23 protein-coding genes and 1 other RNA gene are annotated in these 22,882 nt (G+C 70.1%); 14 read left to right on the top strand and 10 right to left on the bottom strand.

Features of this window, described 5'->3' with window-relative positions; genetic code table 11:
- Positions 1-107 precede the first annotated feature (107 nt).
- The 3 genes from ACPCJR_RS21285 to gap form a co-directional block, all read right to left on the bottom strand.
- Positions 108-1,310: a phosphoglycerate kinase gene (locus ACPCJR_RS21285; protein ID WP_391514840.1), complete on the bottom strand. Its 1,203-nt coding sequence runs from the start codon at positions 1,308-1,310 to the stop codon at positions 108-110.
- Between the two features lie 19 nt (positions 1,311-1,329).
- A complete protein-coding gene (locus tag ACPCJR_RS21280) occupies positions 1,330-1,833 on the bottom strand; it encodes a hypothetical protein (protein ID WP_391514839.1) in 504 nt (167 codons plus the stop codon).
- 114 nt (positions 1,834-1,947) lie between these two features.
- Positions 1,948-2,955: a type I glyceraldehyde-3-phosphate dehydrogenase gene (gap, locus tag ACPCJR_RS21275; protein ID WP_391514838.1), complete on the bottom strand. Its 1,008-nt coding sequence runs from the start codon at positions 2,953-2,955 to the stop codon at positions 1,948-1,950.
- A gap of 484 nt (positions 2,956-3,439) precedes the next feature.
- Between gap and ACPCJR_RS21270 the strand changes: the two genes are divergently transcribed.
- From ACPCJR_RS21270 to ACPCJR_RS21240, 7 genes are all read left to right on the top strand, one after another.
- Positions 3,440-3,748 carry a DUF4164 domain-containing protein gene (locus ACPCJR_RS21270; RefSeq protein WP_110351323.1) on the top strand — a complete coding sequence of 103 codons (309 nt, stop codon included), beginning with the start codon at positions 3,440-3,442 and terminating at the stop codon, positions 3,746-3,748.
- A 22-nt stretch (positions 3,749-3,770) separates the two neighbouring features.
- Positions 3,771-4,118, top strand: a complete 348-nt coding sequence (locus ACPCJR_RS21265) for a cell division protein ZapA (protein WP_110351324.1) — start codon at positions 3,771-3,773, stop codon at positions 4,116-4,118.
- Positions 4,119-4,210: 92 nt separating this feature from the next.
- A non-coding RNA gene (gene ssrS, locus ACPCJR_RS21260) (6S RNA) lies at positions 4,211-4,367 on the top strand.
- Complete coding sequence (locus ACPCJR_RS21255) at positions 4,357-4,947, top strand: 5-formyltetrahydrofolate cyclo-ligase (protein WP_391514836.1); 591 nt, start codon at positions 4,357-4,359, stop codon at positions 4,945-4,947. Before ssrS ends, ACPCJR_RS21255 begins: the two co-directional genes overlap by 11 nt.
- Before the next feature lie 10 nt (positions 4,948-4,957).
- Positions 4,958-5,779 (top strand): TIGR00282 family metallophosphoesterase, encoded by an 822-nt coding sequence (locus ACPCJR_RS21250; protein ID WP_391514835.1) that lies wholly within the window; start codon positions 4,958-4,960, stop codon positions 5,777-5,779.
- Positions 5,780-5,929: 150 nt separating this feature from the next.
- Positions 5,930-6,913: a MotA/TolQ/ExbB proton channel family protein gene (locus ACPCJR_RS21245; RefSeq protein WP_391514833.1), complete on the top strand. Its 984-nt coding sequence runs from the start codon at positions 5,930-5,932 to the stop codon at positions 6,911-6,913.
- Positions 6,914-6,918: 5 nt separating this feature from the next.
- Positions 6,919-7,932 carry a peptidoglycan -binding protein gene (locus ACPCJR_RS21240; RefSeq protein WP_391514831.1) on the top strand — a complete coding sequence of 338 codons (1,014 nt, stop codon included), beginning with the start codon at positions 6,919-6,921 and terminating at the stop codon, positions 7,930-7,932.
- Between the two features lie 357 nt (positions 7,933-8,289).
- Here ACPCJR_RS21240 and ACPCJR_RS21235 read toward each other — a convergent pair whose 3' ends face one another.
- Positions 8,290-9,297 (bottom strand): D-cysteine desulfhydrase family protein, encoded by a 1,008-nt coding sequence (locus ACPCJR_RS21235; RefSeq protein WP_391514829.1) that lies wholly within the window; start codon positions 9,295-9,297, stop codon positions 8,290-8,292.
- A 6-nt stretch (positions 9,298-9,303) separates the two neighbouring features.
- The gene (locus ACPCJR_RS21230; RefSeq protein WP_391514827.1) at positions 9,304-11,166 is read right to left on the bottom strand and encodes an ABC transporter transmembrane domain-containing protein; all 1,863 of its coding nucleotides are present in this window, start codon (positions 11,164-11,166) and stop codon (positions 9,304-9,306) included.
- Positions 11,167-11,445: 279 nt separating this feature from the next.
- Here ACPCJR_RS21230 and rpmE point away from each other — a divergent pair, with 279 nt between their 5' ends.
- A complete protein-coding gene (gene rpmE / locus ACPCJR_RS21225; protein ID WP_391514825.1) occupies positions 11,446-11,700 on the top strand; it encodes a 50S ribosomal protein L31 in 255 nt (84 codons plus the stop codon).
- Positions 11,701-11,922: 222 nt separating this feature from the next.
- Here the strand turns inward: rpmE and ACPCJR_RS21220 are convergent, their stop codons facing one another.
- Positions 11,923-12,456 (bottom strand): DUF1465 family protein, encoded by a 534-nt coding sequence (locus tag ACPCJR_RS21220; protein ID WP_110351331.1) that lies wholly within the window; start codon positions 12,454-12,456, stop codon positions 11,923-11,925.
- A 532-nt stretch (positions 12,457-12,988) separates the two neighbouring features.
- On the opposite strand from ACPCJR_RS21220, the gene rpmH reads away from it, so the two are divergent.
- From rpmH to ACPCJR_RS21190, 6 genes are all read left to right on the top strand, one after another.
- A complete protein-coding gene (gene rpmH / locus ACPCJR_RS21215; protein ID WP_012253788.1) occupies positions 12,989-13,123 on the top strand; it encodes a 50S ribosomal protein L34 in 135 nt (44 codons plus the stop codon).
- 74 nt (positions 13,124-13,197) lie between these two features.
- Positions 13,198-13,713: a ribonuclease P protein component gene (gene rnpA / locus ACPCJR_RS21210; RefSeq protein WP_391514822.1), complete on the top strand. Its 516-nt coding sequence runs from the start codon at positions 13,198-13,200 to the stop codon at positions 13,711-13,713.
- Positions 13,706-15,556 carry a membrane protein insertase YidC gene (gene yidC / locus ACPCJR_RS21205; protein ID WP_391514820.1) on the top strand — a complete coding sequence of 617 codons (1,851 nt, stop codon included), beginning with the start codon at positions 13,706-13,708 and terminating at the stop codon, positions 15,554-15,556. The genes rnpA and yidC overlap by 8 nt, the downstream gene beginning before the upstream one ends.
- 122 nt (positions 15,557-15,678) lie before the next feature.
- Complete coding sequence (gene yihA / locus ACPCJR_RS21200) at positions 15,679-16,338, top strand: ribosome biogenesis GTP-binding protein YihA/YsxC (RefSeq protein ID WP_391514818.1); 660 nt, start codon at positions 15,679-15,681, stop codon at positions 16,336-16,338.
- Positions 16,335-16,706, top strand: coding sequence for a DUF423 domain-containing protein (locus ACPCJR_RS21195; RefSeq protein WP_391514816.1), 372 nt, complete (start codon positions 16,335-16,337; stop codon positions 16,704-16,706). The genes yihA and ACPCJR_RS21195 overlap by 4 nt, the downstream gene beginning before the upstream one ends.
- Before the next feature lie 217 nt (positions 16,707-16,923).
- Positions 16,924-17,424 (top strand): hypothetical protein, encoded by a 501-nt coding sequence (locus ACPCJR_RS21190; RefSeq protein ID WP_391514814.1) that lies wholly within the window; start codon positions 16,924-16,926, stop codon positions 17,422-17,424.
- A gap of 9 nt (positions 17,425-17,433) precedes the next feature.
- Here the strand turns inward: ACPCJR_RS21190 and ACPCJR_RS21185 are convergent, their stop codons facing one another.
- From ACPCJR_RS21185 to clpB, 4 genes are all read right to left on the bottom strand, one after another.
- Positions 17,434-18,873 carry a short-chain fatty acid transporter gene (locus ACPCJR_RS21185; protein ID WP_391514812.1) on the bottom strand — a complete coding sequence of 480 codons (1,440 nt, stop codon included), beginning with the start codon at positions 18,871-18,873 and terminating at the stop codon, positions 17,434-17,436.
- 145 nt (positions 18,874-19,018) lie between these two features.
- On the bottom strand, positions 19,019-19,696 hold the full coding sequence (locus ACPCJR_RS21180) for a metallophosphoesterase family protein (protein ID WP_391514810.1): 678 nt from the start codon (positions 19,694-19,696) through the stop codon (positions 19,019-19,021).
- A 49-nt stretch (positions 19,697-19,745) separates the two neighbouring features.
- Positions 19,746-20,108, bottom strand: a complete 363-nt coding sequence (locus ACPCJR_RS21175) for a hypothetical protein (RefSeq protein WP_391514809.1) — start codon at positions 20,106-20,108, stop codon at positions 19,746-19,748.
- A gap of 141 nt (positions 20,109-20,249) precedes the next feature.
- A complete protein-coding gene (clpB, locus tag ACPCJR_RS21170; RefSeq protein WP_391514807.1) occupies positions 20,250-22,874 on the bottom strand; it encodes an ATP-dependent chaperone ClpB in 2,625 nt (874 codons plus the stop codon).
- Between the last annotated feature and the right edge of the window lie 8 nt (positions 22,875-22,882).

The following is a 22,882-nucleotide window of genomic DNA, read 5'->3' as shown; positions in this document are numbered from 1 at the left end:
TCGATACCTCGCGCGGTTGGGCCTTCGCTGAAGCCCTTTATAGGTCACGGTACGGTGGCCGCCCTCCCCTCCCCGCGGCGGGAAGGGGAGGCGGGGGCGTCGTCGTCTCAGCCTTTGGTCCGCAGGGCCTCGACGCCGGGCAGTTCCTTGCCCTCCAGCCATTCGAGGAAGGCGCCGCCCGCGGTGGAGACGTAGGAGAACGCCTCGCCGACACCCGCATGGTTGAGGGCCGCCACGGTGTCGCCGCCGCCGGCCACGCTGACGAGCTGGCCGGCCTTCGTACGCGCCGCCGCATGCTGGGCCACCGCCACGGTGCCGGTATCGAAGGGCGTCAGTTCGAAGGCGCCGAGCGGGCCGTTCCAGACCAGCGTGCGGGCCTCGTCGATGGCGCCGTCGATGGTGGCGATGGAGGAGGCGCCGACATCGAGGATCATCGCGTCGGAGGGCACCGCATCGACCGTCACCGTCTCGTTCTCGGCATTGGCCTTGAACTCGCGGGCGACCAGCGCGTCGGCCGGCAGGATGATGGTGCAGTTCTTCTCCTTGGCCGCCGCCAGGATGCGGGTGGCGGTCTCGGCGAGATCCTTCTCGCAGAGCGACTTGCCGACATCCTTGCCCTGCGCGTGCAGGAAGGTGTTGGCCATGCCGCCGCCGATCACCAGCATGTCGACCTTGGCGACGAGGTTTTCCAGGAGGTCGATCTTGGTCGAGACCTTGGCGCCGCCGACGATGGCGATGACGGGCCGAGCCGGAGATTCCAGCCCCTTGGTCAGCGCGTCGAGTTCGGCCTGCATCAGCCTGCCGGCATAGGCCGGCAGTAGGCGGGCGAGCCCTTCCGTCGAGGCATGCGCGCGGTGGGCGGCGGAGAAGGCCTCGTTGACGTAGATGTCGCCGTTGGCGGCGAGCGCCCGGGCGAAGTCGGGATCGTTCTTCTCCTCGCCCGCGTGGTAGCGGGTGTTTTCGAGGAGCAGCACGTCGCCGTCCTTCAGCGCCGCGACGGCGGAGGTGGCGGCCTCGCCGACGCAATCTTCGCCGAAGGCGACCGGGCGGCCGACCTTCTCCGAGAGCGTCGCCAGGATCGGCTTCAGCGAATCCTTCGGGTCCGGCTTGCCCTTCGGGCGGCCGAAATGCGCGAGCAGGATCACCCGGCCGCCGGCATCGGCGATCTCGCGGATCGTCGGCACCACCCGCTCGATGCGGGTCGCGTCGGTCACGCGGCCGCCGTCCATCGGCACGTTGAGATCGACGCGCAGCAGCACGCGCTTGCCCTGGAGCGGGCCGGCATCGTCGAGGGTGCGGAAATCCGTCATGGCGGCGTCGGTTCGCTTCTTAGGGGTTGGAGGCCGGAGGATTGGCGGGCGCGGTCTGCTGGCCGCCGACGCCGTGGGGCAGCATCCGGTCGAGGTTCAGCCGCTGCACGGCCACCATCAGCGCGACGGTGAGCACGGCGGTGATGATCGCGGTCAGCACCAGCGCGCCGGTGCCGGGCAGGCGGCTGACCCGGTCGGACAGGGTGCGGACCTCGCTGCGCAGCGACGAGAGGTCGGCCTGACGCGCCGCATCGTTCATGCGGGTGGAGGCGGATTCGACCTTCTCCTCGACGCGCGAGAGCAGCGCCTCGGAGCGGGCGTACTTGTCCTCGATGCGCGCCGTCTTGTCCTCGATGCGGGCAAGCTGGTCGGCGTGGTTGGCCGGAGCGGCGGCCGAGGGCTCGGCGCGGCTCGCGGAGACCGGAGCCGTCGGTGCCTCCGCCCGGACGGGCGCCGGAGCGGGAGTCGGCTTGGTGGGGATGAAGTCGGTCCCGGAAGGCTTGGTCGGCGAGGGGTCGGTCATCGCAAAACGCACCTTGAGCTTCGGCGAGGCGGGCTCGCCCGGGGATCCTGAAGGCTTCGACGGGCGGCCGGAACCGTCAGGTCCGGTCGCCCTCGTGACGCTGAAGCTAGAGCGTCAGATCAGCTTGGCCATGGCCACGGCGGTGTCGGCCATGCGGTTCGAGAAGCCCCACTCGTTGTCGTACCAGGACAGGATGCGCACGAAGGTGCCGTCCATGACCTTGGTCTGGTCGAGGTGGAAGGTGGACGAGTGCGGGTCGTGGTTGAAGTCGATCGACACGTTCGGCCGGTCGGTCACGCCGAGCACGCCCTTGAGCGGGCCGGCGGCGGCGGCCTTGATCGAGTCGTTGATCTCCTGGACCGAGGTCTGGCGCTTGGCGGTGAAGACCAGATCGACCGCCGAGACGTTCGGGGTCGGCACGCGGATCGCGGTGCCGTCGAGCTTGCCCTTCAGCTCCGGCAGGACGAGGCCGACGGCCTTGGCCGCACCGGTCGAGGTCGGGATCATCGAGAGCGCCGCGGCGCGGGCGCGGTAGAGATCCTTGTGCATCTGGTCCAGCGAGGGCTGGTCGTTGGTGTAGGAATGGATCGTGGTCATGAAGCCGCGCTCGATCCCCACCGTCTCGTCGAGCACCTTGGCGACCGGCGCGAGGCAGTTCGTCGTGCAGGAGGCGTTGGAGACGACGAGGTGCTCGCCCGTCAGCCGGTCGTGGTTCACGCCGTAGACCACCGTCAGGTCGGCGCCGTCGGCGGGGGCCGAGACGAGGACGCGCTTGGCGCCGGCGTCGAGATGGGCCTTGGCCTTGTCCTTCGAGGTGAAGATGCCGGTGCATTCGAGCGCGATGTCCACGCCCAGATCGCCGTGCGGCAGCTCGGCGGGGTTGCGCACGGCGGTGACGCGGATGCGCCGGCCGTTGATGACGATGTCGTCGCCCTCCACCGCCACCTCGGCCGGGAAGCGGCCGTGCACGGAATCGTAGCGCAGGAGGTGGGCGTTGGTCTCGACCGGGCCGAGATCGTTGATGGCCACGACCTCGATGTCGGTGCGGCCGGCCTCGACGATGGCCCGCAGCACGTTGCGGCCGATGCGCCCGAACCCGTTGATGGCAACCTTGACGGTCACGGCGTGACTCCTTCGCAATAGGGCGCGCCTGCGCGCCGATGGGGGACCGGTGGGGCCGGTCGACGGCGTTGGCGCGCGTCGCCCGATGACAGCGGGACCGCTCCATGCGGGGCGGCACTGAACCTGGGATGAACCGCGGGGCGTGCCGCACCCGTCCGGTCGGCGGACGGTTCGAGCGGGAGGCCGGGACGGGTCACGATGTCAGGATTCCGTTGGGGCGGCCCCGCACCGGGGGAGCAGGGCCGGGCGCCGGCTCTCTAACATGGCGAGGGGGGCTGTCAAAGATTGCAGACAAGATCCTCTGGGGGCTGTGAATCGGCTGGCATTTCGATTGCCCTTGCCTGTAACTTTCAACGGTCACGTTTTCGGGACGGCGCGTGCGAAGACCGGCGCGTTGATCGGTCGATCCCCGTCGTTCTCAGCCGGCCACGGGGATGCGAGACGCGTCGCGTGGCTTCGATCGATCGGGTGAACCAGGGCGGACATGGCGAAGGCAGTGCAGGCGAAGGGGCAGGACGCCCCCCCTCTGGAGGAGGCGCTCCACCGGCTCGATGCGGCCCTGGCGCTCCTCGAGACGACGGTCGCCCGCAAGCTCGAGATGGAGCGCAGCCGCGGTGACCGGGAGACGGAATTCGCGCTGCTCGAAGAGGATCGGGTCCGTCTGGCCGCGGAGCTGGACGCGGCGGGCGCCCGGCTCGCGCGGGTGACCACGACCACCGGCGAGGTGAACCGCCGCCTCGATCGCGCCATCGAGACGGTGGAAGACGTGCTGTCCGGCCCCGCCGGCCGCTGAGTGTGAGTCAGAGTCTTCGCGGATGCCGCACGTCAACGTCACCATCGCCGGCAAGAGCTACCGCATGGCCTGCGGTCCCGGGGAGGAGGACCATCTCGCAGCCCTCGCCAAGAGCTTCGACGATCGTGTCTCCGAGATGCGCGGCACCTTCGGCGAGATCGGCGACATGCGCCTGCACGTGATGGCCGCCCTCACCCTCGCTGACGAGCTGCAAGAGGCCCGCGGCCGCATCGCCGATCTCGAGGCGCGGGCGGCGCAGGGCGCCGCGGAGCAGGCCCGCCTCGCCGGCGGCGTCGGCGCCGCCGCCGAGCGCATCGACCGGCTCGCCCGCGCCCTGTCGGGGCATCCGGCGGGACAGGGTCAGGGCTGACTTGTCCGGTTCCCTGCGCCGGCTCCCGAAATTCTCACCCGCGACGCGAAGGGCCCCTGGCGCCGGAGCCCCGACGGGTCTATCTCTGGCGGGCGGGGCTGCAGGGTTCGTCAGGAGAACTTTCCCCGGGGCCTTATCGACTCCCTAGGGAGCTGTCACTGGCCTCGTCCGTGGACTTGGCCAACACGGCGCCCACCTACTCTGTAGGTTTCCCGGGATCGACACTCCAACGGCTCAGGTGGCTCCGCACTCTTCCCCCGAACGCTCTCTCAAAGCGCGCCTGCGCGGCGAGGCCCTGGCGCGCCGCGACGCGCTCTCCTTCGAGGAGCGGGCCGCCGGCTCGCTGCGCGCCGCGCAGACCATTGCGGCGCTGCCCGAACTCGCCCAGGCGCCGCTGGTCGGCGCCTTCTGGCCGATCCGCAGCGAGATCGACCCGCGCCCGCTGATCGAGCGCCTGTTCGCCCGCGGCCAGCGGGTGGCACTGCCGAAGGTCACCAAGCAGGGCCTCGTCTTCCGCGAGTGGCGCGCGGGCGAGGAATTGGTGACCGGCGGCTTCGGCCTCAGCGAGCCCCGCGACGACCTTCCCCCCCTCGACCCCACCGCCCTGATCGTGCCGCTCGCCGCCTTCGACCGCGCGGGCCAGCGCATCGGTTACGGTGCGGGCTACTACGATCAGGCGATCGAGCGGCTCTCGAAGAACGGCCCGGTGCTCACCGTCGGCATCGCCTTCTCCGTGCAGGAGATCGAGCGCGTGCCGGCCGAGCCGCATGACCGCCCCCTCGACCATCTCGTGACCGAGGCCGGACCCGTGCCGCTCCGTCAAAGCTAAAACACTCGCGATGCGCATCCTCTTCCTCGGCGACATCGTCGGACGCCCCGGCCGCCACGCGGTCACCGACCGGCTCCCGGCCTTGCGCGAGCGCTGGCGCCTCGACTGCGTGGTCATCAACGGCGAGAACGCGGCCGGCGGCTTCGGCATCACGGAATCGATCTGCGACGAGATCCTCCAGGCCGGCGCCGACGCGGTCACGCTCGGCAACCACTCTTTCGACCAGCGCGAGGCGCTCGTCTTCATCGCCCGCCAGCCGCGGCTGATCCGCCCCGCGAACTACCCGCCGGGCACGCCGGGGCGCGGCGCGACCGTGATCGAGACCGCCCGCGGCGCGCGCGTCCTCGTCGTCAACGTGATGGGCCGGATCTTCCTCGATCCCCTGGACGATCCCTTCACGGCGGCCGACCGGGAGCTGGAGGCCTGCCCCCTCGGAGCGGCGGCGGATGCGGTCATCGTCGACATGCACGCCGAGGCCACCAGCGAGAAGCAGGCGATGGGGCACTTCCTCGACGGCCGCGCCAGCCTCGTCGTCGGCACGCACACCCACGCCCCGACCGCCGACCACCGCGTCCTGCCCGGCGGCACCGCCTACCTCTCGGATGCCGGGATGTGCGGCGACTACGATTCCGTGCTCGGCATGCAGAAGGACGAGCCCGTGCGCCGCTTCCTGCAGAAGACCCCGGGCTCGCGCCTGGAGGCGGCCAGCGGCCCCGGCACCCTGTGCGGCGTGGCGGTCGAGACCGACGACGCCACGGGGCTGGCCAAGCGCGTCTGGGCGGTGCGGCTCGGGCCGCACCTGGAGGAAACCTGGCCGCGGGAGTGGGAGTGAGGCCCGGGCATTCGGCCCCCCGGGCCGGAATGCCCGTTGACCGACATCGCGCCGTGACTTGATCGCGCTAGGCCGAGCCGCCACAGTGCCGCCGATTTTGTAACAGGTGCCGCCGGTTCCGGCGTCAGGCCCAACATGAGTATGGACCCGATGGCGGCCCGTTCCGCGCCCTCCGACACCCCGCCCCTGGCAAAACCCGGCATGACGCTGGTGCGGATGCTGGTGTTCCTCGCGCTCGCGGGCTTCCTCGCCTTCGTCCTCTACAAGCAGATCACCCCGGCCTTCCTCGCCAATCCGGGCCTCAACGGGCTGATCCTCGGCGTGCTCCTGATCGCGGTGCTGCTCGCCTTCGGGCAGGTGACGCGGCTGTTCCGCGAGGTGCGCTACGTCAACGCCGTGGCCGCGGGCCAGCGGCCGAAGGACCGCCCGACCCTGCTCGCCCCGCTGGTCCCCGCCCTGGAGGCGCGGCGCGACGGGCTCACCCTGTCGAGCACCCGGGCCCATCTCGACACCACCGCCGTGCGGCTCGACGAGGGCCGCGAGATCCTGCGCTACATCGCCGGCATCCTGATCCTGCTCGGCCTGCTCGGCACCTTCTGGGGCCTGATCGAGACGCTGTCGGCGGTGGGATCGGTGATCGGCGGCATGCGCGGCGGCGGCGACGCGGCGGTGATGTTCGACGAGCTGAAGAGCGGGCTCGCCGTGCCGCTCTCCGGCATCGGCCTCGCCTTCTCCGCCTCGCTGTTCGGACTGGCCTCCTCGCTGATCGTCGGCTTCCTCGACCTTCAGGCGGGGCAGGCCCACGCGCGCTTCCACAACGAGTTGGAGGACTGGCTGGTCTCCGGCGCGGAGCAGACGCCCGTCGGCGTGGCGCGGCCGGCACCCGAGCACGACCCGGCGGTCGCCCGCGAACTTCAGGCCGCGGTCGAACGGCTCACCGGCGTGATCGCGGAAGGCGTCGGCGGCCGGGGCGCGACCCAGGCGATGACGAACCTCGCCGAGGGCATCCAGGGCCTCGTGCAGCACATGCGCGCCGAGCAGCAGATGATCCGAGATTGGGTGGAGGCCCAGGCCGCCCGCGAGCGCGAGTTGAAGCAGGTGCTCGACCGGATCGCCCGCAGCAAGGGCGAGTAGCGCCGATGGCTTCCGCCCGCGCGCGCTCGCAGCGCAGCCTCAACGTCTGGCCCGGCTACGTCGATGCGCTGGCCACGCTGCTGCTCGCCGTCGTCTTCCTGCTCACCGTCTTCGTGGTGGGGCAGTTCTTCCTCTCGCAGGAGCTGACCGGGCGCGACGCGGTGCTCAACCGCCTCAACCGCCAGATCGCCGACCTCACCGACCTGCTCGCCCTGGAGCGCTCGAACCGCCGCGCCCAGGAGGAGGCGGCGGCCAGCATGCGCAACACGCTGACCGCCACGGAAGCCGAGCGCGACCGCCTCCAGGCGCTGACCGCCGCCAGCGAGGCCGCCCAGGGCAAGAGTGCCGATGTCGACGCGCAGCTCGCCGCCGAGCGGGGCGCGACGCAGCGGGCGCAGAATCAGGTCGAGCTTCTGAACGAGCAGATCCGGGCCCTGCGCCGGCAGCTCGCGGCGCTGGAGGATGCGCTGGCGGCCTCCGAATCCCGCGACCGGGAGAGCCAAGCCCGGATCGCCGAACTCGGCAGCCGCCTCAACGTGGCGCTGGCCCAGCGGGTGCAGGAGTTGGCCCGCTACCGCTCCGACTTCTTCGGGCGCCTGCGCCAGATCGTCGGCAGCCGCTCGGACATCCGGGTCGTCGGCGACCGCTTCGTGCTGCAATCCGAGGTGCTGTTCGCGGCGGGCTCGGCGTCGCTGAAGCCCGAGGCCGGCCCCGAGATCGACCGGATCGCGGGTGCGATCCTCGACATCTCGAAGGAGATTCCCGCCGACATCCCCTGGGTGCTCCGGGTGGACGGCCACACCGACGCCCGGCCGATCCAGTCGGCGCAATTCCCCTCGAACTGGGCCCTCTCGGCCGCCCGCGCCATCGCCGTGGTGCAGTACCTGCGGAGCAAGGGCATCCCGCCGCAGCGCCTGCTGGCGGGCGCCTTCGGCGAGTTCCAGCCGCTCGATTCGGGCACGAGCGAGGAGGCCTATTCCAAGAACCGGCGCATCGAGATGAAGCTGACGGAGCGGTGAGGGTGGCAGCGGTGCGGCTTGCGAACATCGCCTCAGCCGCCGCCCCTCTCCGTCATCGCGAGGCGGAGCCGAAGCGACCCAGGGCGCGACCTGTCCGGACAGTGCGGAGCCCTGGATGGCCAAGGCTTCGCCTCGCAATGACGGGGGAAGAGACTGAAGCCATCACCCCGAAACCGTATCACGTCAGACAGGAGCACTTCGTGCGAGAAGCGCTGACGCCGCTTGGCGACCGTAAGCTCGTCGACGAGGGTTCGCTTCGGGCAGCCAACCGCCCCTCGCCATTCCTTCGAACGGTATGGCGCTCCTGACCGACGGCACGGCGCTTTTTATCACCGCCGCCCCGCTGAAGGAGCCCGGCTAAAACTCCGCCCGATACGCGAACAATCCCGGCACGCCGCCGGTCATCACGAACAGAACCGCCGCGCCCGGCGCGTAGGCGCCCGCGCGCACGTCGTGGAGCAGGCCCGCGAAGGCCTTGCCGCTGTAGACGGGGTCGAGCAGCAGCCCCTCCGTTCGCGCCATCAGGCGCACGGCCTCGCGCATGCCCTCGGTCGGGATACCGTAGCCCGGCCCGCGATGGGCGCCGTCCACGCGGATGGCGTCGTCGGACAGTGCGAGGCCGGCGCCCATCAGCGCGAGGGTGTCGCGGGCCCTGGCCAGCGTCGCGGCCCGCGCCTCGGCCTCGGGGGCGAGCACCGTGTAGGATTGTGCGAGCCCGGGGTCCCGGCCCGCGGCGGCGAGCCCCGCGGCGAGGCCGGCATGGGTGCCGGAGCTGCCGTTCGGCACGACGATGCGGGCGAAGGCGAGGCCGAGATGGGCCGCCTGATCGAGGATCTCGGCGGCGCAGGCGGCGTAGCCGAGGCAGCCGAGCGGGCTCGAGCCGCCGGAGGGGAAGACGAAGACGCGCCGGCCCTGCCCGCGCAGCTCCTCCGCCCGCACCTCGGCTTCGTTCAGCGAATCGGCCTCGGCCGGCAGCAGGTGGACGCGGGCGCCGAACAGCTCCTGCAGCAGCCGGTTGCCGTTGCCGGTGTAGTCGGCATCCTCCCGGGGCACGCTGCGGGTGAGGAACAGCTCGCAGGCGAGCCCCATCCGCGCGGCGGACGCCGCGGTGAGCCGGGCGTGGTTCGATTGCAGGGCGCCGACCGTGATCACCGTGTCGGCGCGCTCCGCCAGCGCCTGGCCCAGCAGGAATTCGAGCTTGCGCAGCTTGTTGCCGCCCAAGCCCACCGGGCCGACATCGTCGCGCTTCACGAACAGGCGCACGCCATTCAGCTCCGAACCGAGATGGGTCGAGAGCCGGTCGAGGGAGCGGATCGGCGTCGGCCCGTCGGTGAGCGCGACCCGGGGGAAGCGGGTGAAATCCATCGGCCGCTACTCCGCGGGCAACGCGGCGAGCTTCGGGCGGGGATCGCGGGCGCGGGCGCTCTCGTCGAAGCTGTCGGCGAATTGCAGGCTCGCGAGCTGGGCGTAGAGGCCGCCGCGGGCCAGCAGGCTCTCGTGGGTCCCCTCCTCCACGATCCGCCCGCCGTCGAAGACGAGGATGCGGTCGGCGGCGCGGATGGTCGCGAGCCGGTGGGCGATCACCAGCGTGGTGCGGCTCTGCATCAGCCGGTCGAGGGCGCTCTGCACCGCGCGCTCGCTCTCCGCATCGAGCGCCGAGGTCGCCTCGTCGAGGAGCAGAATCGGCGCATCCTTGAGGATGGCGCGGGCGATGGCGATGCGCTGGCGCTGGCCGCCCGAGAGCGTCGTGCCGCGCTCGCCCAGCAGCGTCGCGTAGCCCTGCGGCAGGGCGCGGACGAAGCCGTCCGCATTCGCGAGGCGGGCCGCCTCCTCCACCTCCGCCTCGCTCGCCTCGGAGCGGCCGTAGCGGATGTTCTCCAAGACGGTCCCGGAGAACACCACCGGGTCCTGCGGCACGAGGGAGAGGCGCGCGCGCAGGGCGTCGAGATCCGCCCGCGGCAGCGCCACGCCGTCGATGCGCACGCTGCCCTCGTCCGGATCGTAGAAGCGCAGGAGCAGCTGCAGCACCGTCGTCTTGCCGGCCCCCGAGGGTCCGACGAGCGCCACCCGCTCGCCGGGCGCCACGGAGAAGGAGATGCCGTCGAGCGCCGCGTGCTCGGGGCGGGTGGGATAGCGGAAGCGCACCGCGTCGAAGGCGACCTCGCCGCGGGCCGGGTTCGGCAGGGCAACCGGGTCCTCCGGCGAGCGGATCGCCGGCTCGGCCGCCAGGATCTCGCCGAGGCGCTCGGCGGCGCCCGCGGCCTGGGCGAGTTCGCCGTAGACCTCCGAGAGCTGGCCGAGGGCGCTGGCGCCGAACACGGCGTAGAGCACGAATTGCGAGAGCTGGCCCGCGCTGGTGGTGCCCGCGAGCACGCCCTTGGCACCGTACCACATGACGCCGACGACCGAGGACGAGATCAGGAAGATCGCCACCCCCGTGAGCAGGGCGCGGGCGGTGATGGAGGCGCGCGCGGCTCGGTAGGCGTTCTCGGAGGCCTGGGCGAAGACCCCGGCCGTGGTCCGGCCCATGCCGAAGGCCTGCATGGTGCGCACGGCCCCGATCGCCTCCGCCGCGTAGGCCGAGGCGTCGGCGAGCCGGTCCTGCGCCGAGCGCGAGCGGCGGCGCACGCCGCGCCCCGACAGGATCAGCGGGAAGACGATGAGCGGGATCGCCGCGAGCACGAGGATGGAGAGGCCCGGGCTGGTCCAGACCATCATGGCTACGGCGCCGACGAACAGGAACAGGTTGCGCAGCAGGATCGAGATCGAGACGCCGAACACCGCCTTGACCTGCGTGGCGTCGGCGGTGAGCCGCGAGACGATCTCGCCGGACTGCGCCTTGTCGAAGAAGGTGGGGTCGAGGCTGGTGAGCCGCGCGAACACCGCCGAGCGCAGGTCGGCGACGACGCGCTCGCCCAGCGTCACCACGGAATAGTAGCGGCCCGCGCTCGACACCGCGAGCACCGCCACCACGCCGAGCAGGGCCACGAAGTAGGAGTTGATGAGCGCCTGCCCCTCCGGCGAGAAGCCGTGGTCGATCACCCGGCGAATCGCGATCGGTACCACCAGCGTGGCGCCGGACGCCGCGATCAGCGAGATCAGCGCGGCCAGGATGCGACCCCGGTAGCGGCTGGCGAAGGGAATCAGGGGCTTGAGCGCCCCGAGCGGCGCCCGGCCCCGCGCCGCCTGCATGTCGGACTTCGCGTCGGACGACGCGTCACGCCTGCGGGCCATCATTCCTCGACATCGCTTCTTCCCGTCTCGCCGTCTTGGTCTTGTCGGCTTCGTTCCAGGCCATCGCATAAGCAGCGACCGCCGTGATTTCCAGTTCGCCGCGCGTTTCCGAAAGGATGTCCGGTATTCCAGACGCTTTGTCCGATCCGTCCGGTATCCCTTGTCGGCGGTCCGAGGCTGAGGTATAGGCGCGCCTTCATCGGAATGCGCGCGATGTTTTGCCCCTGGCCCCTGCCTCAGGCGGCGAGGTCGGTTGGCGTGCTACCTCAGGAATTCGTCATGGCAAAGAACGAGGCCGGTAAGGCCAAGGGGACCGAGCACCCCGACTACCACTTCATCAAGGTCGTGATGACCGATGGGACCGAGTACAAGACCCGCTCGACCTACGGCAAGGAAGGCGACGTCCTGAACCTGGACATCGACCCGACGACCCACCCGGCCTGGACCGGCGGCGAGCAGAAGATGCTCGATCGCGGCGGCCGCGTCTCGCGCTTCAACTCCCGCTTCAGCGGCCTTGGCTTCGGCAAGAAGTGATTTATCGGGGTTTGGGCCTCGGTCCGAATCGCTGAGACGGCGCCGCTCGCGGCGCCGTTTTCGTTTGTGTCGGGACAATCGAGCGGGGCCGTCGTCGCTTCACCGGCGCTCGCGATGCGGTCGCGGCAGGCTCGCCGACCGCATGCGCCGACGCTTCGAGCGGTCCGCAGCCATCGGCGGACGGACGGGCGGACACTCGCCCGACCTCAAACGTTCAGAACATCACTCGCCGCCGAAGGCCGCGCGCAGCCGGCCGAACTGAGCCGTCACCGGGCTCTCGCGCGGCAGAGGCACCGGACGGTCCTCGCTAATCAGCGCGTCGAGATGCAGGATGCGCGCGTGCAGCCGGCGGGAGCGGCGCACGAGGTCCTGGAGCCGCACGGGCAGAGCGGCGAAGGCGTCGCCGGTCTCGGGCAGGACGCGCTCCGATTCGTTGAGCTTGACCCGGGTCTTCTCCTCTTGGGCCTGATTCAGGGTCAGTTCCCCCTCCGAGACCGCCCGCTGCACCAGCAGCCAGGAGGCGATCTGCATCAGCCGGGTGGTGAGCCGCATGCTCTCGCTGGCATAGGCCAAAGTGGCGTCGCGGGAGATCAGCCGCGATTCGCTGCGACCCTCCCCGTCGAGATAGGCCGCGGTCTCCTCGACCAGCAGCATGCCCTCGCGGAACAGGCTCTTGAACGCCTCCGAGGCCACGTAGGACTCGCCGAAGCTCACCCATTCGCGCTCGTCCCGGAACGTGACGTCGAACTCGGTCATCCTGCCTCCTGTACCGCCGGCGACACCATCTGCCCCGGAACGGGACGATTTCGGTGCGAATGCGGTCAGTCCGGCAAGTGTAGCGCCGATTGTGGGCCTTGAGAGGCTTCAGCTTCTTTTAAGGTTAAGCGGTGCAGGAGGCCCGCGAGGCCGGTGCCGCCTGCCGGGGTGCGGCCGGTGCGGCGGCGCCAAAAAAGAAGCCGCTCCGAGGAGCGGCTTGTTCCGAGTCAACAGGGAGGCATCAAACAGAGTGGACGAAAGATCCCACTCAGGATCCAGACAATCTGGATGTTCCTCTTCGTAGACCGGAAAGGTTAACGCACCCTTAAGCGCGAAGCGGCCGGCGGGCCCGCAACGCGGTCCCGTCATTGACTTGCGGCGCCCCCTCCGCCATAAGCCGCGCCACTGCGAAGCGGCGCCCGGTTCCGGGCGCCCTTCGTGTTTGCAGATCCCATTTCGAGGCTCACGCCACGGTCCGCGCGCTGATTGCAAGCGCCGCCGGGTTCGACACCTCGACCGCCGGAGACCGACCATGAAGAGAACCTACCAGCCCAGCAAGCTCGTCCGGAAGCGCCGTCACGGCTTCCGCGCCCGCATGGCCACCGCCGGCGGCCGCAAGGTCATCGCCGCCCGCCGCGCGCACGGCCGCAAGCGCCTCTCGGCCTGACGCCATCGTCCGGCGCCGTGATCCACGGCGCCGTGTCCGAACCTGCACGCCCGCGGATCGGGATCGGAGCGCCCGTGTCGACGATCCGACGTCTCCGGCGGCGCCCGGACTTCCTGGCAGCCGCCCAGGGCCGGCGCTTCCACACGGAACGCATGAGCGCCCAGGGGCGCCTGCGCGATCCGGCCGAGATGCGCGACGGCGCGCCGGCCGAGGGCCTCTTCCTCGGCTTCACCATCACCAAGCGCGTGGGGCATGCGACCGAACGCAACCGGATTCGGCGACGCCTGCGCAGCGCCGTGCAGGCTGCGGCCACGGATGCTCCCGCCTTCGGAGCCGATGTCGTCGTGATCGCCCGGCGGCCCGCCCTCGACGCCCCTTTCGACAGCCTCGTCGAGGATCTGCGCCGCGCGTTCCACACGGTGACGCGTCCGGCAAAGCCGCGCTCCGGCGACCCCGCTTCAGGAAGTGCCAAGCCGCCCTCCTCACACCCGCGACGCGGCGGCATACGCTCCGGCCGCGGCGCGGCTGCCGGCTCCTCCTCCACCCTTCCCCCCACTTCGAAGGCGCCTGACGGATCGACCGATGGGTAACGACAAGACGAACATGTTCGTCGCCATCGCCTTGTCTCTGGTGGTCCTGCTCGGCTGGCATTACTTCGTCACCGGGCCGGCCAGCGAGCGGCAGCGGCAGGCGACGGCGCAGAGCCAAGCCACACAGCCCGGCGCACCGGCGACCGCCGACGGCATCCCCGCGCCGAGCCCCCGCGAGGGCAGCCCCAACGCGCCCGTGCCCGGCACGGTGCCGGGCGCGAACGCGCAGGGTCCCGTTTCCCGCGAGGACGCGCTGGCCCGCTCCGCCCGGGTGCGCCTCGACACGCCCGCCCTCTACGGCTCGATCGCGCTCAAGGGCGCGCGCATCGACGATGTGAGCCTCAAGAACTACCACGAGACCGTCAGCGACGAGAGCCCGCGCATCGTGCTGCTCTCGCCCACCGGCAGCGCCAACCCGTACTACGCCGAGTTCGGCTGGGTCGGCGCCAATGCCGGTCCGCTGCCCAACGGCGACACGGTCTGGAAGGCCGACGGCGACCTGCTCGCCCCCGGCAAGCCGCTGACGCTGAGCTGGGACAACGGCCAGGGACTCGTCTTCAAGCGCATCATCGCGGTCGACGACAAGTTCATGTTCACGGTCCGCGACGAGGTCGAGAACACCTCGGCCAACGCGGTCACGCTCTATCCCTACAGCCTCGTCTCCCGCTGGGGTAAGCCGCAGACCCAGGGCTACTTCGTGCTGCACGAGGGCCTGATCGGCGTGCTCGGCGGCGACGGCCTGCAGGAATACACCTACGACAAGATCGCCAAGGAGCCGGCCTACGGCGGCGCGGCCACGCAGGGCAAGGCGTGGACGAACGTGACCGGCGGCTGGGTCGGCATCACAGACAAGTACTGGGCCGCCGCGGCGATTCCCGAGCAGGACAAGCCCTTCACCGGCGCCTTCACCGAGCGCACCGACGGTGCCACCAAGGTCTACCAGACCTCCGTGCGGGGCGATGCCATCTCGGTCGCGCCGAACGCGTCCTCGGTCACGACGCAGCGCCTGTTCGCGGGGGCCAAGGAGGTCAACCAGATCAACGCCTACGAGCGCGAGCTCGGCATCAAGCAGTTCGATCTGATGATCGACTGGGGCTGGTTCTGGTTCCTCACCAAGCCGATGTTCCGGGCGCTGGACTTCTTCTTCCACCTCGCCGGCAATTTCGGCGTCTCGATCCTGCTCGTGACGCTGATCCTGAAGATCTTCTTCCTGCCGATCGCCAACCGCTCCTACGTCTCCATGGCCAAGATGAAGGCCGTGCAGCCCGAGATGACCTCCATCCGGGAGCGGTACAAGGACGATAAGGTGAAGCAGCAACAGGCGATGATGGAGCTGTACAAGAAGGAGAAGATCAACCCGGTGGCCGGCTGCTGGCCGGTGCTGATCCAGATCCCGGTCTTCTTCGCGCTCTACAAGGTCCTGTTCATCACCATCGAGATGCGGCACGCGCCGTTCTTCGGCTGGATTCAGGACCTCGCCGCGCCCGATCCGACCAGCCTCCTGAACCTGTTCGGCCTGCTGCCCTTCGCGGCGCCCGACTTCGTCCACCTGGGCGTGTGGCCGATCATCATGGGCATCACGATGTTCGTGCAGATGAAGATGAACCCCGCGCCGCCGGACCCGGTCCAGGCGCAGGTCTTCGCCTTCATGCCGCTGGTGTTCACCTTCATGCTCGGCTCGTTCCCGGCCGGCCTCGTGATCTACTGGGCCTGGAACAACACCCTCTCGGTGATCCAGCAATACATCATCATGCGCCGCAACGGCGTGAAGGTGGAGTTGTGGGACAACCTCAAGGGGCTGTTCAAACGCGGTGACAAGAAGGCCGCGGCCACCAAGAGCTGAGCCGCGGCGACACCCATCCATCCCTCGGATCCCGGGCATGCCCGGGATCCGCTGCGTTCCGGCCCGGGCCGCGCCCGCCCGGTGTCATCGGAACGGCATCGGCGGGCGAGGCGAAATCCGTGATGACCGAAGCCGAGACCGACACCCCCACCCCCGAATTGCTGGAAGCCGGTCGCCTGCTGTTCGCGGGCGAGGCCGAGTTCACCGCCGCGGCTCCGTCCATCGGCGTCCTGCCGCCGATGGAGGGTGTCGAGATCGCCTTCGCGGGACGTTCCAACGTCGGCAAGTCGAGCCTCGTCAACGCGCTGACCGGCCGCAACACCCTGGCGCGCACCTCGCACACGCCGGGCCGGACCCAGCAGCTCAACTTCTTCCGCATCGGCGGCCGCCTGATGCTCGTCGACATGCCGGGCTACGGCTATGCGGCGGTCGAGAAGGCGAAGGTCGAGGCCTGGACCCAGTTGATCCACGCCTATCTCAAGGGCCGATCGAACCTCGCGCGGGTCTACGTGCTGATCGATTCCCGCCACGGCCTGAAATCGATCGACACCGACCTGCTGGACGGGCTCGACAAGGCGGCGGTGTCCTACCAGATCGTGCTGACCAAGGGCGACGCGCTCAAGAAGGCCGAAATCGACCGGCGCATCGCGGGCATCCAGGCAGCGCTCGCCAAGCGCCCGGCGGCCTACCCGGAAGTGCTGCTGACCTCGAGCCGCGACGACCGCGGCGTGGCGGAGTTGCGCGCCAGCATCGCCCGGCTGCTGCAGGAGCGCGGCGCGTGAGCGGGCTCGACCGCATCCTCGCGGCGCTGGCGGCCGTCGCCGGCGGGCTCGGTGTCGCGGCCAGCGCGGCGGCCGCGCATACCAGCGGCGGAGAGACGCTGAGGACCGCCGCGCAGTTCCTGCTGTTCCACGCCCCCGCCATCCTCGCCCTGACGGGCCTCGCCGCGGCCGGACTGACCCGCGGCGCCCTCACCCGCCTCGCGGCGGCGGCCCTGCTCATCGGCCTCGTCCTGTTCTCCGGCGATCTCGCCCTGCGGGCGCTGACGGGGACGCCGCTCTTTCCCATGGCGGCGCCGAGCGGCGGCGTGGTGCTGATGGCCGGCTGGCTGCTCGCGGCGATCGCGGTGCTGATCCCGACGCGGCGCTGACTCCTGGAACATCGTGCCGGATATCGTATCCGGCACGATGCTCGAGCCTCTTGTTTCGCATCGTCTTTTTCCAAAAGCCGGCGGCCACCTTTCGGGACGATGCTCTAGGCCGAACCTGCGGGAGGGACGCCTGCTCCGATCCTGGCTTCTGCTCGCCGCCTGCCTTGCGGCTTTCCCCGCGCACGCCGCGGAGATCGAGGAGAACGAGCCGCTGGTGATGCGGCTGATCTTCGAGGATTGCCTCGGCTACATCCGCCACGGCCGCACCCCGTTCGAAGGGCTTGCGACGCGGCCCGCCTCGCGGGAGGCGATCGATCAGCTTCCGCGTCGCGCACCCGACCGCGAGAAGGCGGTCGAGCTGTTGTCCCCGCGCTACCTCGCCTCGTGGGGGCGCGATGCCGACGGCCGGCATTGCCTCATCTTCACCGTCTGGTCGGGCGTGCGCGACGGCCTGCCCATGCGGCTCGGCGTGCGGGCGAAGGATTTCCTCGGGCGCGTCACCGAAAAGGCGCGGGCCGCGGGCCTCGACGAAGCCCTTCCGGCCGATACGTTCTCACCCCTCGCCACGAGCCTCTGGTCGGAGAAGAGCACCGGCCATGATCGCGGTCCCCTGCGCCCCGTCAGCTTCACGATACTTCCCACCGGCGGCGACGAGGTGGGCGGCCTGATGGATGCCGGCCTCATCGTCATGGGCGGCCCGCCCCAGGGCCGCCCGTAGGTGCAAGCCTCAGCCGGGGATCACCGGCGGGTGGTATTCGAGCGTGAAGGCCAGTGCCCAGAGCAGGAACAGCACCACCGGCAGGTGGACGATGAGCTGCAGGAAGCTGAAGCCGACGATGTCGCGGGCCTTCAGCCCGAGGATGCCGAGCAGCGGCAGCATGAAGAACGGGTTGATGAGGTTCGGCAGCGCCTCGGCCGCATTGTAGACCTGCACCGCCCAGCCGAGATGCACCTTCAGCTCGTTGGCCGCCTGCATCACGTAGGGCGCCTCCAACAGCCACTTGCCGCCGCCCGAAGGGATGAAGAAGCCGAGCAGGGCCGAGTAGACGCCCATGGCGAGCGGGAAGCTGCCTTGCGTGTTCAGCGCCACGAAGGCGTGGGCGATCACGTCCGACAGGCTGTGGCCGGCGGCGTTCTTGGCGCCCGTCAGGATCGCGGCGATGGCGGCGTAGAACGGGAACTGGATCAGGATGCCGGCGGTGGCGGGCACGGCCTTGCCGAGGGCGACGAGGAAGCGCTTGGGCCGCCAGTGCAGCACGAGGCCCACCATCAGGAACAGAAAGTTGTAGGTGTTGAGGCTGGAGATCGCGATCATCCAGTCCTGGCGCGCGAATTCCTGGATCAGCCAGCCGGCCGCCAGCAGGCCGATCAGAACGGTCAGGACGGGGGCGTGCTCCAGCCACTCGCCGGGCTGCTTGGGCGGCGGCAGGCTGGTGTCCTCCTTCGACACGTCGACGCCGAGATCGTGGGCCGTCACCGCGGTGTCGCGCCCCGGCGCAGAGGCGACCGCGATCACCGCCGAGAGCACGACGAGGATCGCGGTGATCAGCATGGACTGCCAGAGGAAGATCGTCTCGCTGAAGGGGATCACGCCGGTGATCTGCAACAGACCCGGCGGCAGGCTCTTCGGGTTCGCTTGAAGCTGCGCGGCGGAGGAGGACAGCCCCATCGCCCAGGTCGCCCCGAGCCCGAGATAGGCCGCCGCACCGGCCGCGCGGTAATCCATCCGCAGGTCGGGCCGGCGGGCGAGCGCCCGAGCGAGCAGGCCGCCGAAGATCAGGCTGAGGCCCCAGCTCAGGAGCGAGGAGAGCATGGTGGCCAGCGCCACGTAGCCGATGGCGCCGCGCCCGGTCTTGGGTACCAGCGCCATCCGGTCGATCAGCGCCTGAACGGGCGCGGAGGTCGCCACGACGTAGCCGCCGATGGTGACGAAGACCATCTGCATGGTGAAGGGGATCAGGCTCCAGAAGCCGTCACCGAAGCTCTTGGTCACGGCGGGGACCGGCGCCCCGTTGAGCAGCGCGGCGCCCGCGACGATGACCACGGCGATGGCCACGAACACGAAGGCGTCCGGGAACCACTTCTCCGCCCAGTCGGTGAAGCGGAGCGCGAGGCGGGCGAGCGCCCTCTCCTCGGTGCGGGCGCGGGGCTCTGCGGGCGCATCCATGGACGTCGTCTCCTGATCCGCGGCGCGGCCGGCCGCGGTTGCCTCTCGTTAGAGAGGCAGCCGCCGCCCAGTTCAAGGATGTCCGGTGATGAAAGCTCGGCGCTCACAAAAAATCGAGGATGAGCGGCTCCCTGGGCGCGGCGTGTCAGGTCTGCGCCTGAACCCGCAGAAACTCGACGGCCGGCCCCTCCGCGTCCGAAAAGACGCCCGCGGTGAGCGCGTTGCCGTAGACCGCGCCGGTATCGAGGTTCGTGCGGAAGCGCCGGCAATCCGGCCCGCCGCGGGTCTGCGGGGTGTGGCCGTGGACGACGTGGCGGCCGAAATCGTGGTCGGCGGAGAGGAACGGCTCGCGGATCCAGAGATGCGTCTCGCGGTCCGGGTCGGGGATCTCGGCTTCGGGCCGGAAGCCGGCATGGACGAACCAGCGCCGCGCGTCCTCGTGCAGGGTCGGCAGCGCCTCGATCCAGTCCAGCACGTCGCCGGGGATTTCCTCGGGGCCGGCGGCATCGTAGGAGGCGAGCGTTTCGGTGCCGCCGTTCATCAGCCAGTGGTCGAGGGCGCCGGGCTCCTGCAGCGTCTTGAGCAGCATCGCCTCGTGGTTGCCCATCAGGCAGACCACGCCCTCCGGCTCGCGCCATTGCAGGCGGCGCAGGGTCTCGATCACCCGGGCGCTGTCGGGTCCGCGGTCGATGTAGTCGCCGAGGAAGACGAGCTTTTTCGCGCGGTCCCCCACATGGGCCTCGATGCGCTCCAACAGGCGGTCGAGCAGGTCGGCGCAGCCGTGGATGTCGCCGATGGCGTAGGTGAGCGTTTCGGCGGTCATATGTCCTTTGTCGTGCCTCGCTTCCTGGAGGGCAAGACGAGGCGGCTCGTCACGGACGAAACACATCGGGGAAGGATTTGCCGAGCAACCCCTTCTGTCGGCGGCACCAAGCGGTCACGTCGAAGGCGTCGATCTCGGTACGAAGGCGGCCTTGCTCCGACTTCACGATCTGCAGGAACGGCTCCTTTCCGCCCTGCCTGATGCCGTCGGCAATGAGCGCGCGCTGCAGATCCTCGGTGAAGCCGACATCGATTCCGATATGCACCGGACACCGATTCTTGATGGCGGTCACGCGGGCGGTGTCGGCCGCCGTCGCCTGCATCCCCTGCGCCGTCGCATCCGGACGCTCCTGCGCAGTTGCCGTCCCGTCAAAGAGGCAGAGGGCGACGGCTCGAAGCGTCTTCACGATCATGCCTCCAGTTGCGTTCGGAGCCATGTCGCCGTGGCGCGCGAGCGGTGGCAAGCGCGCATCGCATGGAGGTTGTACACGGCATGGAGGTTGTAACGGCCGCCCCGGCGCGGTCTCCCGCACCGGGGGGTCACCCTCTCCCGATCAGTTCAGCAACACCCCCGCCGGCCGCCGCTCGGCGGCGACGTCGCCGATCATCAGCCCAGCCGGGCCGACCCGCACCGGCACCGTCTCGCCGTCGTGGATCACGCCCGAGAGCAGGGCCTCGGCGAGAGGGTCCTGCACGTTCTTCTGGATCACCCGCTTGAGCGGGCGCGCGCCGTAGGCCGGATCGTAGCCCTTGTCGGCGAGCCAGGTGCGAGCCTCGTCGTCCACGTCGAGGGTGATCTTGCGATCCTCCAGGAGCTTGGCGAGACGCCCGAGCTGGATGTCGACGATCGCTCCCATCTCCGAGCGCGCGAGGCGGTGGAACAGGATGATCTCGTCGATCCGGTTCAGGAACTCCGGCCGGAAATGGCCCTGCACCACCCCCATCACCTCGTCGCGCACCGCGTCCGTGTCCTGGCCTGCAGGCTGGTTCACCAGATATTCCGAGCCGAGGTTCGAGGTCATGATGAGCAGCGTGTTGCGGAAATCGACCGTGCGGCCCTGCCCGTCCGTCAGGCGCCCGTCGTCGAGCACCTGCAGGAGGACGTTGAACACGTCCGGATGCGCCTTCTCGACCTCGTCGAACAGCACGACCTGATAGGGCCGGCGCCGCACGGCCTCGGTGAGCGCCCCGCCCTCCTCGTAGCCGACATAGCCCGGAGGCGCGCCGATGAGGCGGGCGACCGCGTGCTTCTCCATGTACTCGGACATGTCGATGCGCACGAGCGCCGTGTCGTCGTCGAACAGGAAGCCGGCCAGCGCCTTGGTCAGCTCGGTCTTGCCGACGCCCGTCGGCCCGAGGAACATGAACGAGCCGATCGGCCGGTTCGGGTCCTGCAAGCCGGCCCGCGCACGGCGAACCGCGGTCGAGACCGCTTCCACCGCCTCGCGCTGGCCGACGACGCGCTTGGCCAGAGCCTCTTCCATGGCCAGCAGCTTCTCGCGCTCGCCCTCCAGCATCTTGTCGACGGGCACGCCGGTCCAGCGCGAGACGACGCCCGCGATGTGCTGCGGCGTCACCGCCTCCTCGACCATGCCGTCGCGGGCGATGGCGGATTCCGCCTTTGCCTCGATTTCGGCGAGCTGCTTCTCCAGCCCCGGGATGATGCCGTAGGCGAGCTCGCCCGCGCGCTGGTACTGGCCCTGGCGCTGGGCCGAGGCGAGATCGTTGCGCGCCTCGTCGAGCCGCTTCTTCAGCTCGGCGGCAGCACCCAGCTTGTCCTTCTCGGCCTTCCAGCGCGCCGTGATGGTGGCGGACTGCTCCTCGAGATCGGCGAGTTCCTTCTCCAGGCGCTGGAGCCGGTCGCGGGAGGCGGCATCCGTCTCCTTCTTCAGCGCCTCGCCCTCGATCTTCAGCCGAACGATCTCGCGGTCGACGTTGTCGAGCTCCTCGGGCTTCGAATCGACCTGCATGCGCAGGCGCGAACCCGCCTCGTCCACGAGGTCGATCGCCTTGTCGGGCAGGAAGCGGTCGGTGATGTAGCGGTTCGACAGCGTCGCCGCCGCGACCAGGGCGCTGTCCTGGATGCGCACGCCGTGGTGCTGCTCGTACTTCTCCTTGATGCCGCGCAGGATCGAGACCGTGTCCTCGACGGTGGGCTCGGACACGAAGACCGGCTGGAAGCGCCGGGCCAGCGCGGCGTCCTTCTCGACATGCTTGCGGTACTCGTCGAGCGTGGTCGCGCCGACGCAGTGCAGCTCGCCCCGCGCCAGCGCGGGCTTCAGCAGGTTGGAGGCGTCCATTGCCCCGTCCGCCTTGCCGGCGCCGACCAGCGTGTGCATCTCGTCGATGAACAGGATGATCTGGCCCTCGGCCGCGGTCACCTCGGAGAGCACGCCCTTCAGCCGCTCCTCGAACTCACCGCGATACTTCGCGCCGGCGATCAGCGCGCCCATGTCGAGGGCGAGCAGGCTCTTCTCCTTGAGGCTCTCCGGCACGTCGCCGTTGACGATGCGCAGCGCCAGCCCCTCGACGATGGCGGTCTTGCCGACGCCGGGCTCGCCGATCAGCACGGGATTGTTCTTGGTGCGCCGCGACAACACCTGAATGGTGCGGCGGATTTCCTCGTCGCGGCCGATCACCGGATCGAGCTTGCCCTCGCGGGCCGCCTCGGTGAGGTCGCGGGCGTATTTCTTGAGCGCGTCGTAGGCGTTCTCGGCGCTCGCGTTGTCGGCGGTGCGGCCCTTGCGCAGGGCGTTGATCGCCGCGTTGAGCGACGCCGCGGTCACGCCCGCCGCCGTCAGGATGCGGCCGGCCTCGGTGTCCTTCTCGACGGCGAAGGCGAGCAGCAGGCGCTCGACGGTGACGTAGGAATCGCCCGCCTTCTCGGCGGCCTGCTCGGCGGTATCGAACAGGCGCACGAGTTCGCGCGTCGCCTGGGGCTGGGCCGAATTGCCGGACACCTTCGGCTGCTTGGCCAGCCATTGCTCGACCTGCGCATGCGCGACCCGCGACTGGCCGCCGGCCCGGTCGATCAGACCGGCGCAGAGCCCTTCGGGATCGTCGAGCAGGACCTTGAGGAGATGGCCGGGCGCGAGTTGCGGATGGCCCTCGCGGACGGCGAGATTCTGCGCGGCCTGGACGAAGCCCCGGGCGCGCTCGGTGTATTTCTCGAAATTCATGCGGTTTG

Origin of the sequence: Methylobacterium sp. NPDC097929, assembly GCF_049543375.1 — a bacterium.
Classification (GTDB): Bacteria; Pseudomonadota; Alphaproteobacteria; order Rhizobiales; family Beijerinckiaceae; genus Methylobacterium.
This window is presented reverse-complemented; position numbering and strand designations above follow the sequence as displayed.

Bases quoted from the DNA above. Each gene is read 5' to 3' on its own strand.
- ACPCJR_RS21175 (WP_391514809.1), bottom strand. From the start codon at position 20,108: ATGATCGTGAAGACGCTTCGAGCCGTCGCCCTCTGCCTCTTTGACGGG.
- clpB (WP_391514807.1), bottom strand. From the start codon at position 22,874: ATGAATTTCGAGAAATACACCGAGCGCGCCCGGGGCTTCGTCCAGGCC.
- ACPCJR_RS21220 (WP_110351331.1), bottom strand. From the start codon at position 12,456: ATGACCGAGTTCGACGTCACGTTCCGGGACGAGCGCGAATGGGTGAGC.
- ACPCJR_RS21285 (WP_391514840.1), bottom strand. From the start codon at position 1,310: ATGACGGATTTCCGCACCCTCGACGATGCCGGCCCGCTCCAGGGCAAG.
- yihA (WP_391514818.1), top strand. From the start codon at position 15,679: ATGACCGAAGCCGAGACCGACACCCCCACCCCCGAATTGCTGGAAGCC.
- ACPCJR_RS21180 (WP_391514810.1), bottom strand. From the start codon at position 19,696: ATGACCGCCGAAACGCTCACCTACGCCATCGGCGACATCCACGGCTGC.
- ACPCJR_RS21280 (WP_391514839.1), bottom strand. From the start codon at position 1,833: ATGACCGACCCCTCGCCGACCAAGCCTTCCGGGACCGACTTCATCCCC.
- ACPCJR_RS21250 (WP_391514835.1), top strand. From the start codon at position 4,958: ATGCGCATCCTCTTCCTCGGCGACATCGTCGGACGCCCCGGCCGCCAC.
- ACPCJR_RS21185 (WP_391514812.1), bottom strand. From the start codon at position 18,873: ATGGATGCGCCCGCAGAGCCCCGCGCCCGCACCGAGGAGAGGGCGCTC.
- rpmH (WP_012253788.1), top strand. From the start codon at position 12,989: ATGAAGAGAACCTACCAGCCCAGCAAGCTCGTCCGGAAGCGCCGTCAC.
- yidC (WP_391514820.1), top strand. From the start codon at position 13,706: ATGGGTAACGACAAGACGAACATGTTCGTCGCCATCGCCTTGTCTCTG.
- ACPCJR_RS21265 (WP_110351324.1), top strand. From the start codon at position 3,771: ATGCCGCACGTCAACGTCACCATCGCCGGCAAGAGCTACCGCATGGCC.
- ACPCJR_RS21230 (WP_391514827.1), bottom strand. From the start codon at position 11,166: ATGGCCCGCAGGCGTGACGCGTCGTCCGACGCGAAGTCCGACATGCAG.
- ACPCJR_RS21245 (WP_391514833.1), top strand. From the start codon at position 5,930: ATGGCGGCCCGTTCCGCGCCCTCCGACACCCCGCCCCTGGCAAAACCC.
- ACPCJR_RS21240 (WP_391514831.1), top strand. From the start codon at position 6,919: ATGGCTTCCGCCCGCGCGCGCTCGCAGCGCAGCCTCAACGTCTGGCCC.
- rpmE (WP_391514825.1), top strand. From the start codon at position 11,446: ATGGCAAAGAACGAGGCCGGTAAGGCCAAGGGGACCGAGCACCCCGAC.
- ACPCJR_RS21270 (WP_110351323.1), top strand. From the start codon at position 3,440: ATGGCGAAGGCAGTGCAGGCGAAGGGGCAGGACGCCCCCCCTCTGGAG.
- ACPCJR_RS21235 (WP_391514829.1), bottom strand. From the start codon at position 9,297: ATGGATTTCACCCGCTTCCCCCGGGTCGCGCTCACCGACGGGCCGACG.
- ACPCJR_RS21190 (WP_391514814.1), top strand. From the start codon at position 16,924: ATGCGGCTGATCTTCGAGGATTGCCTCGGCTACATCCGCCACGGCCGC.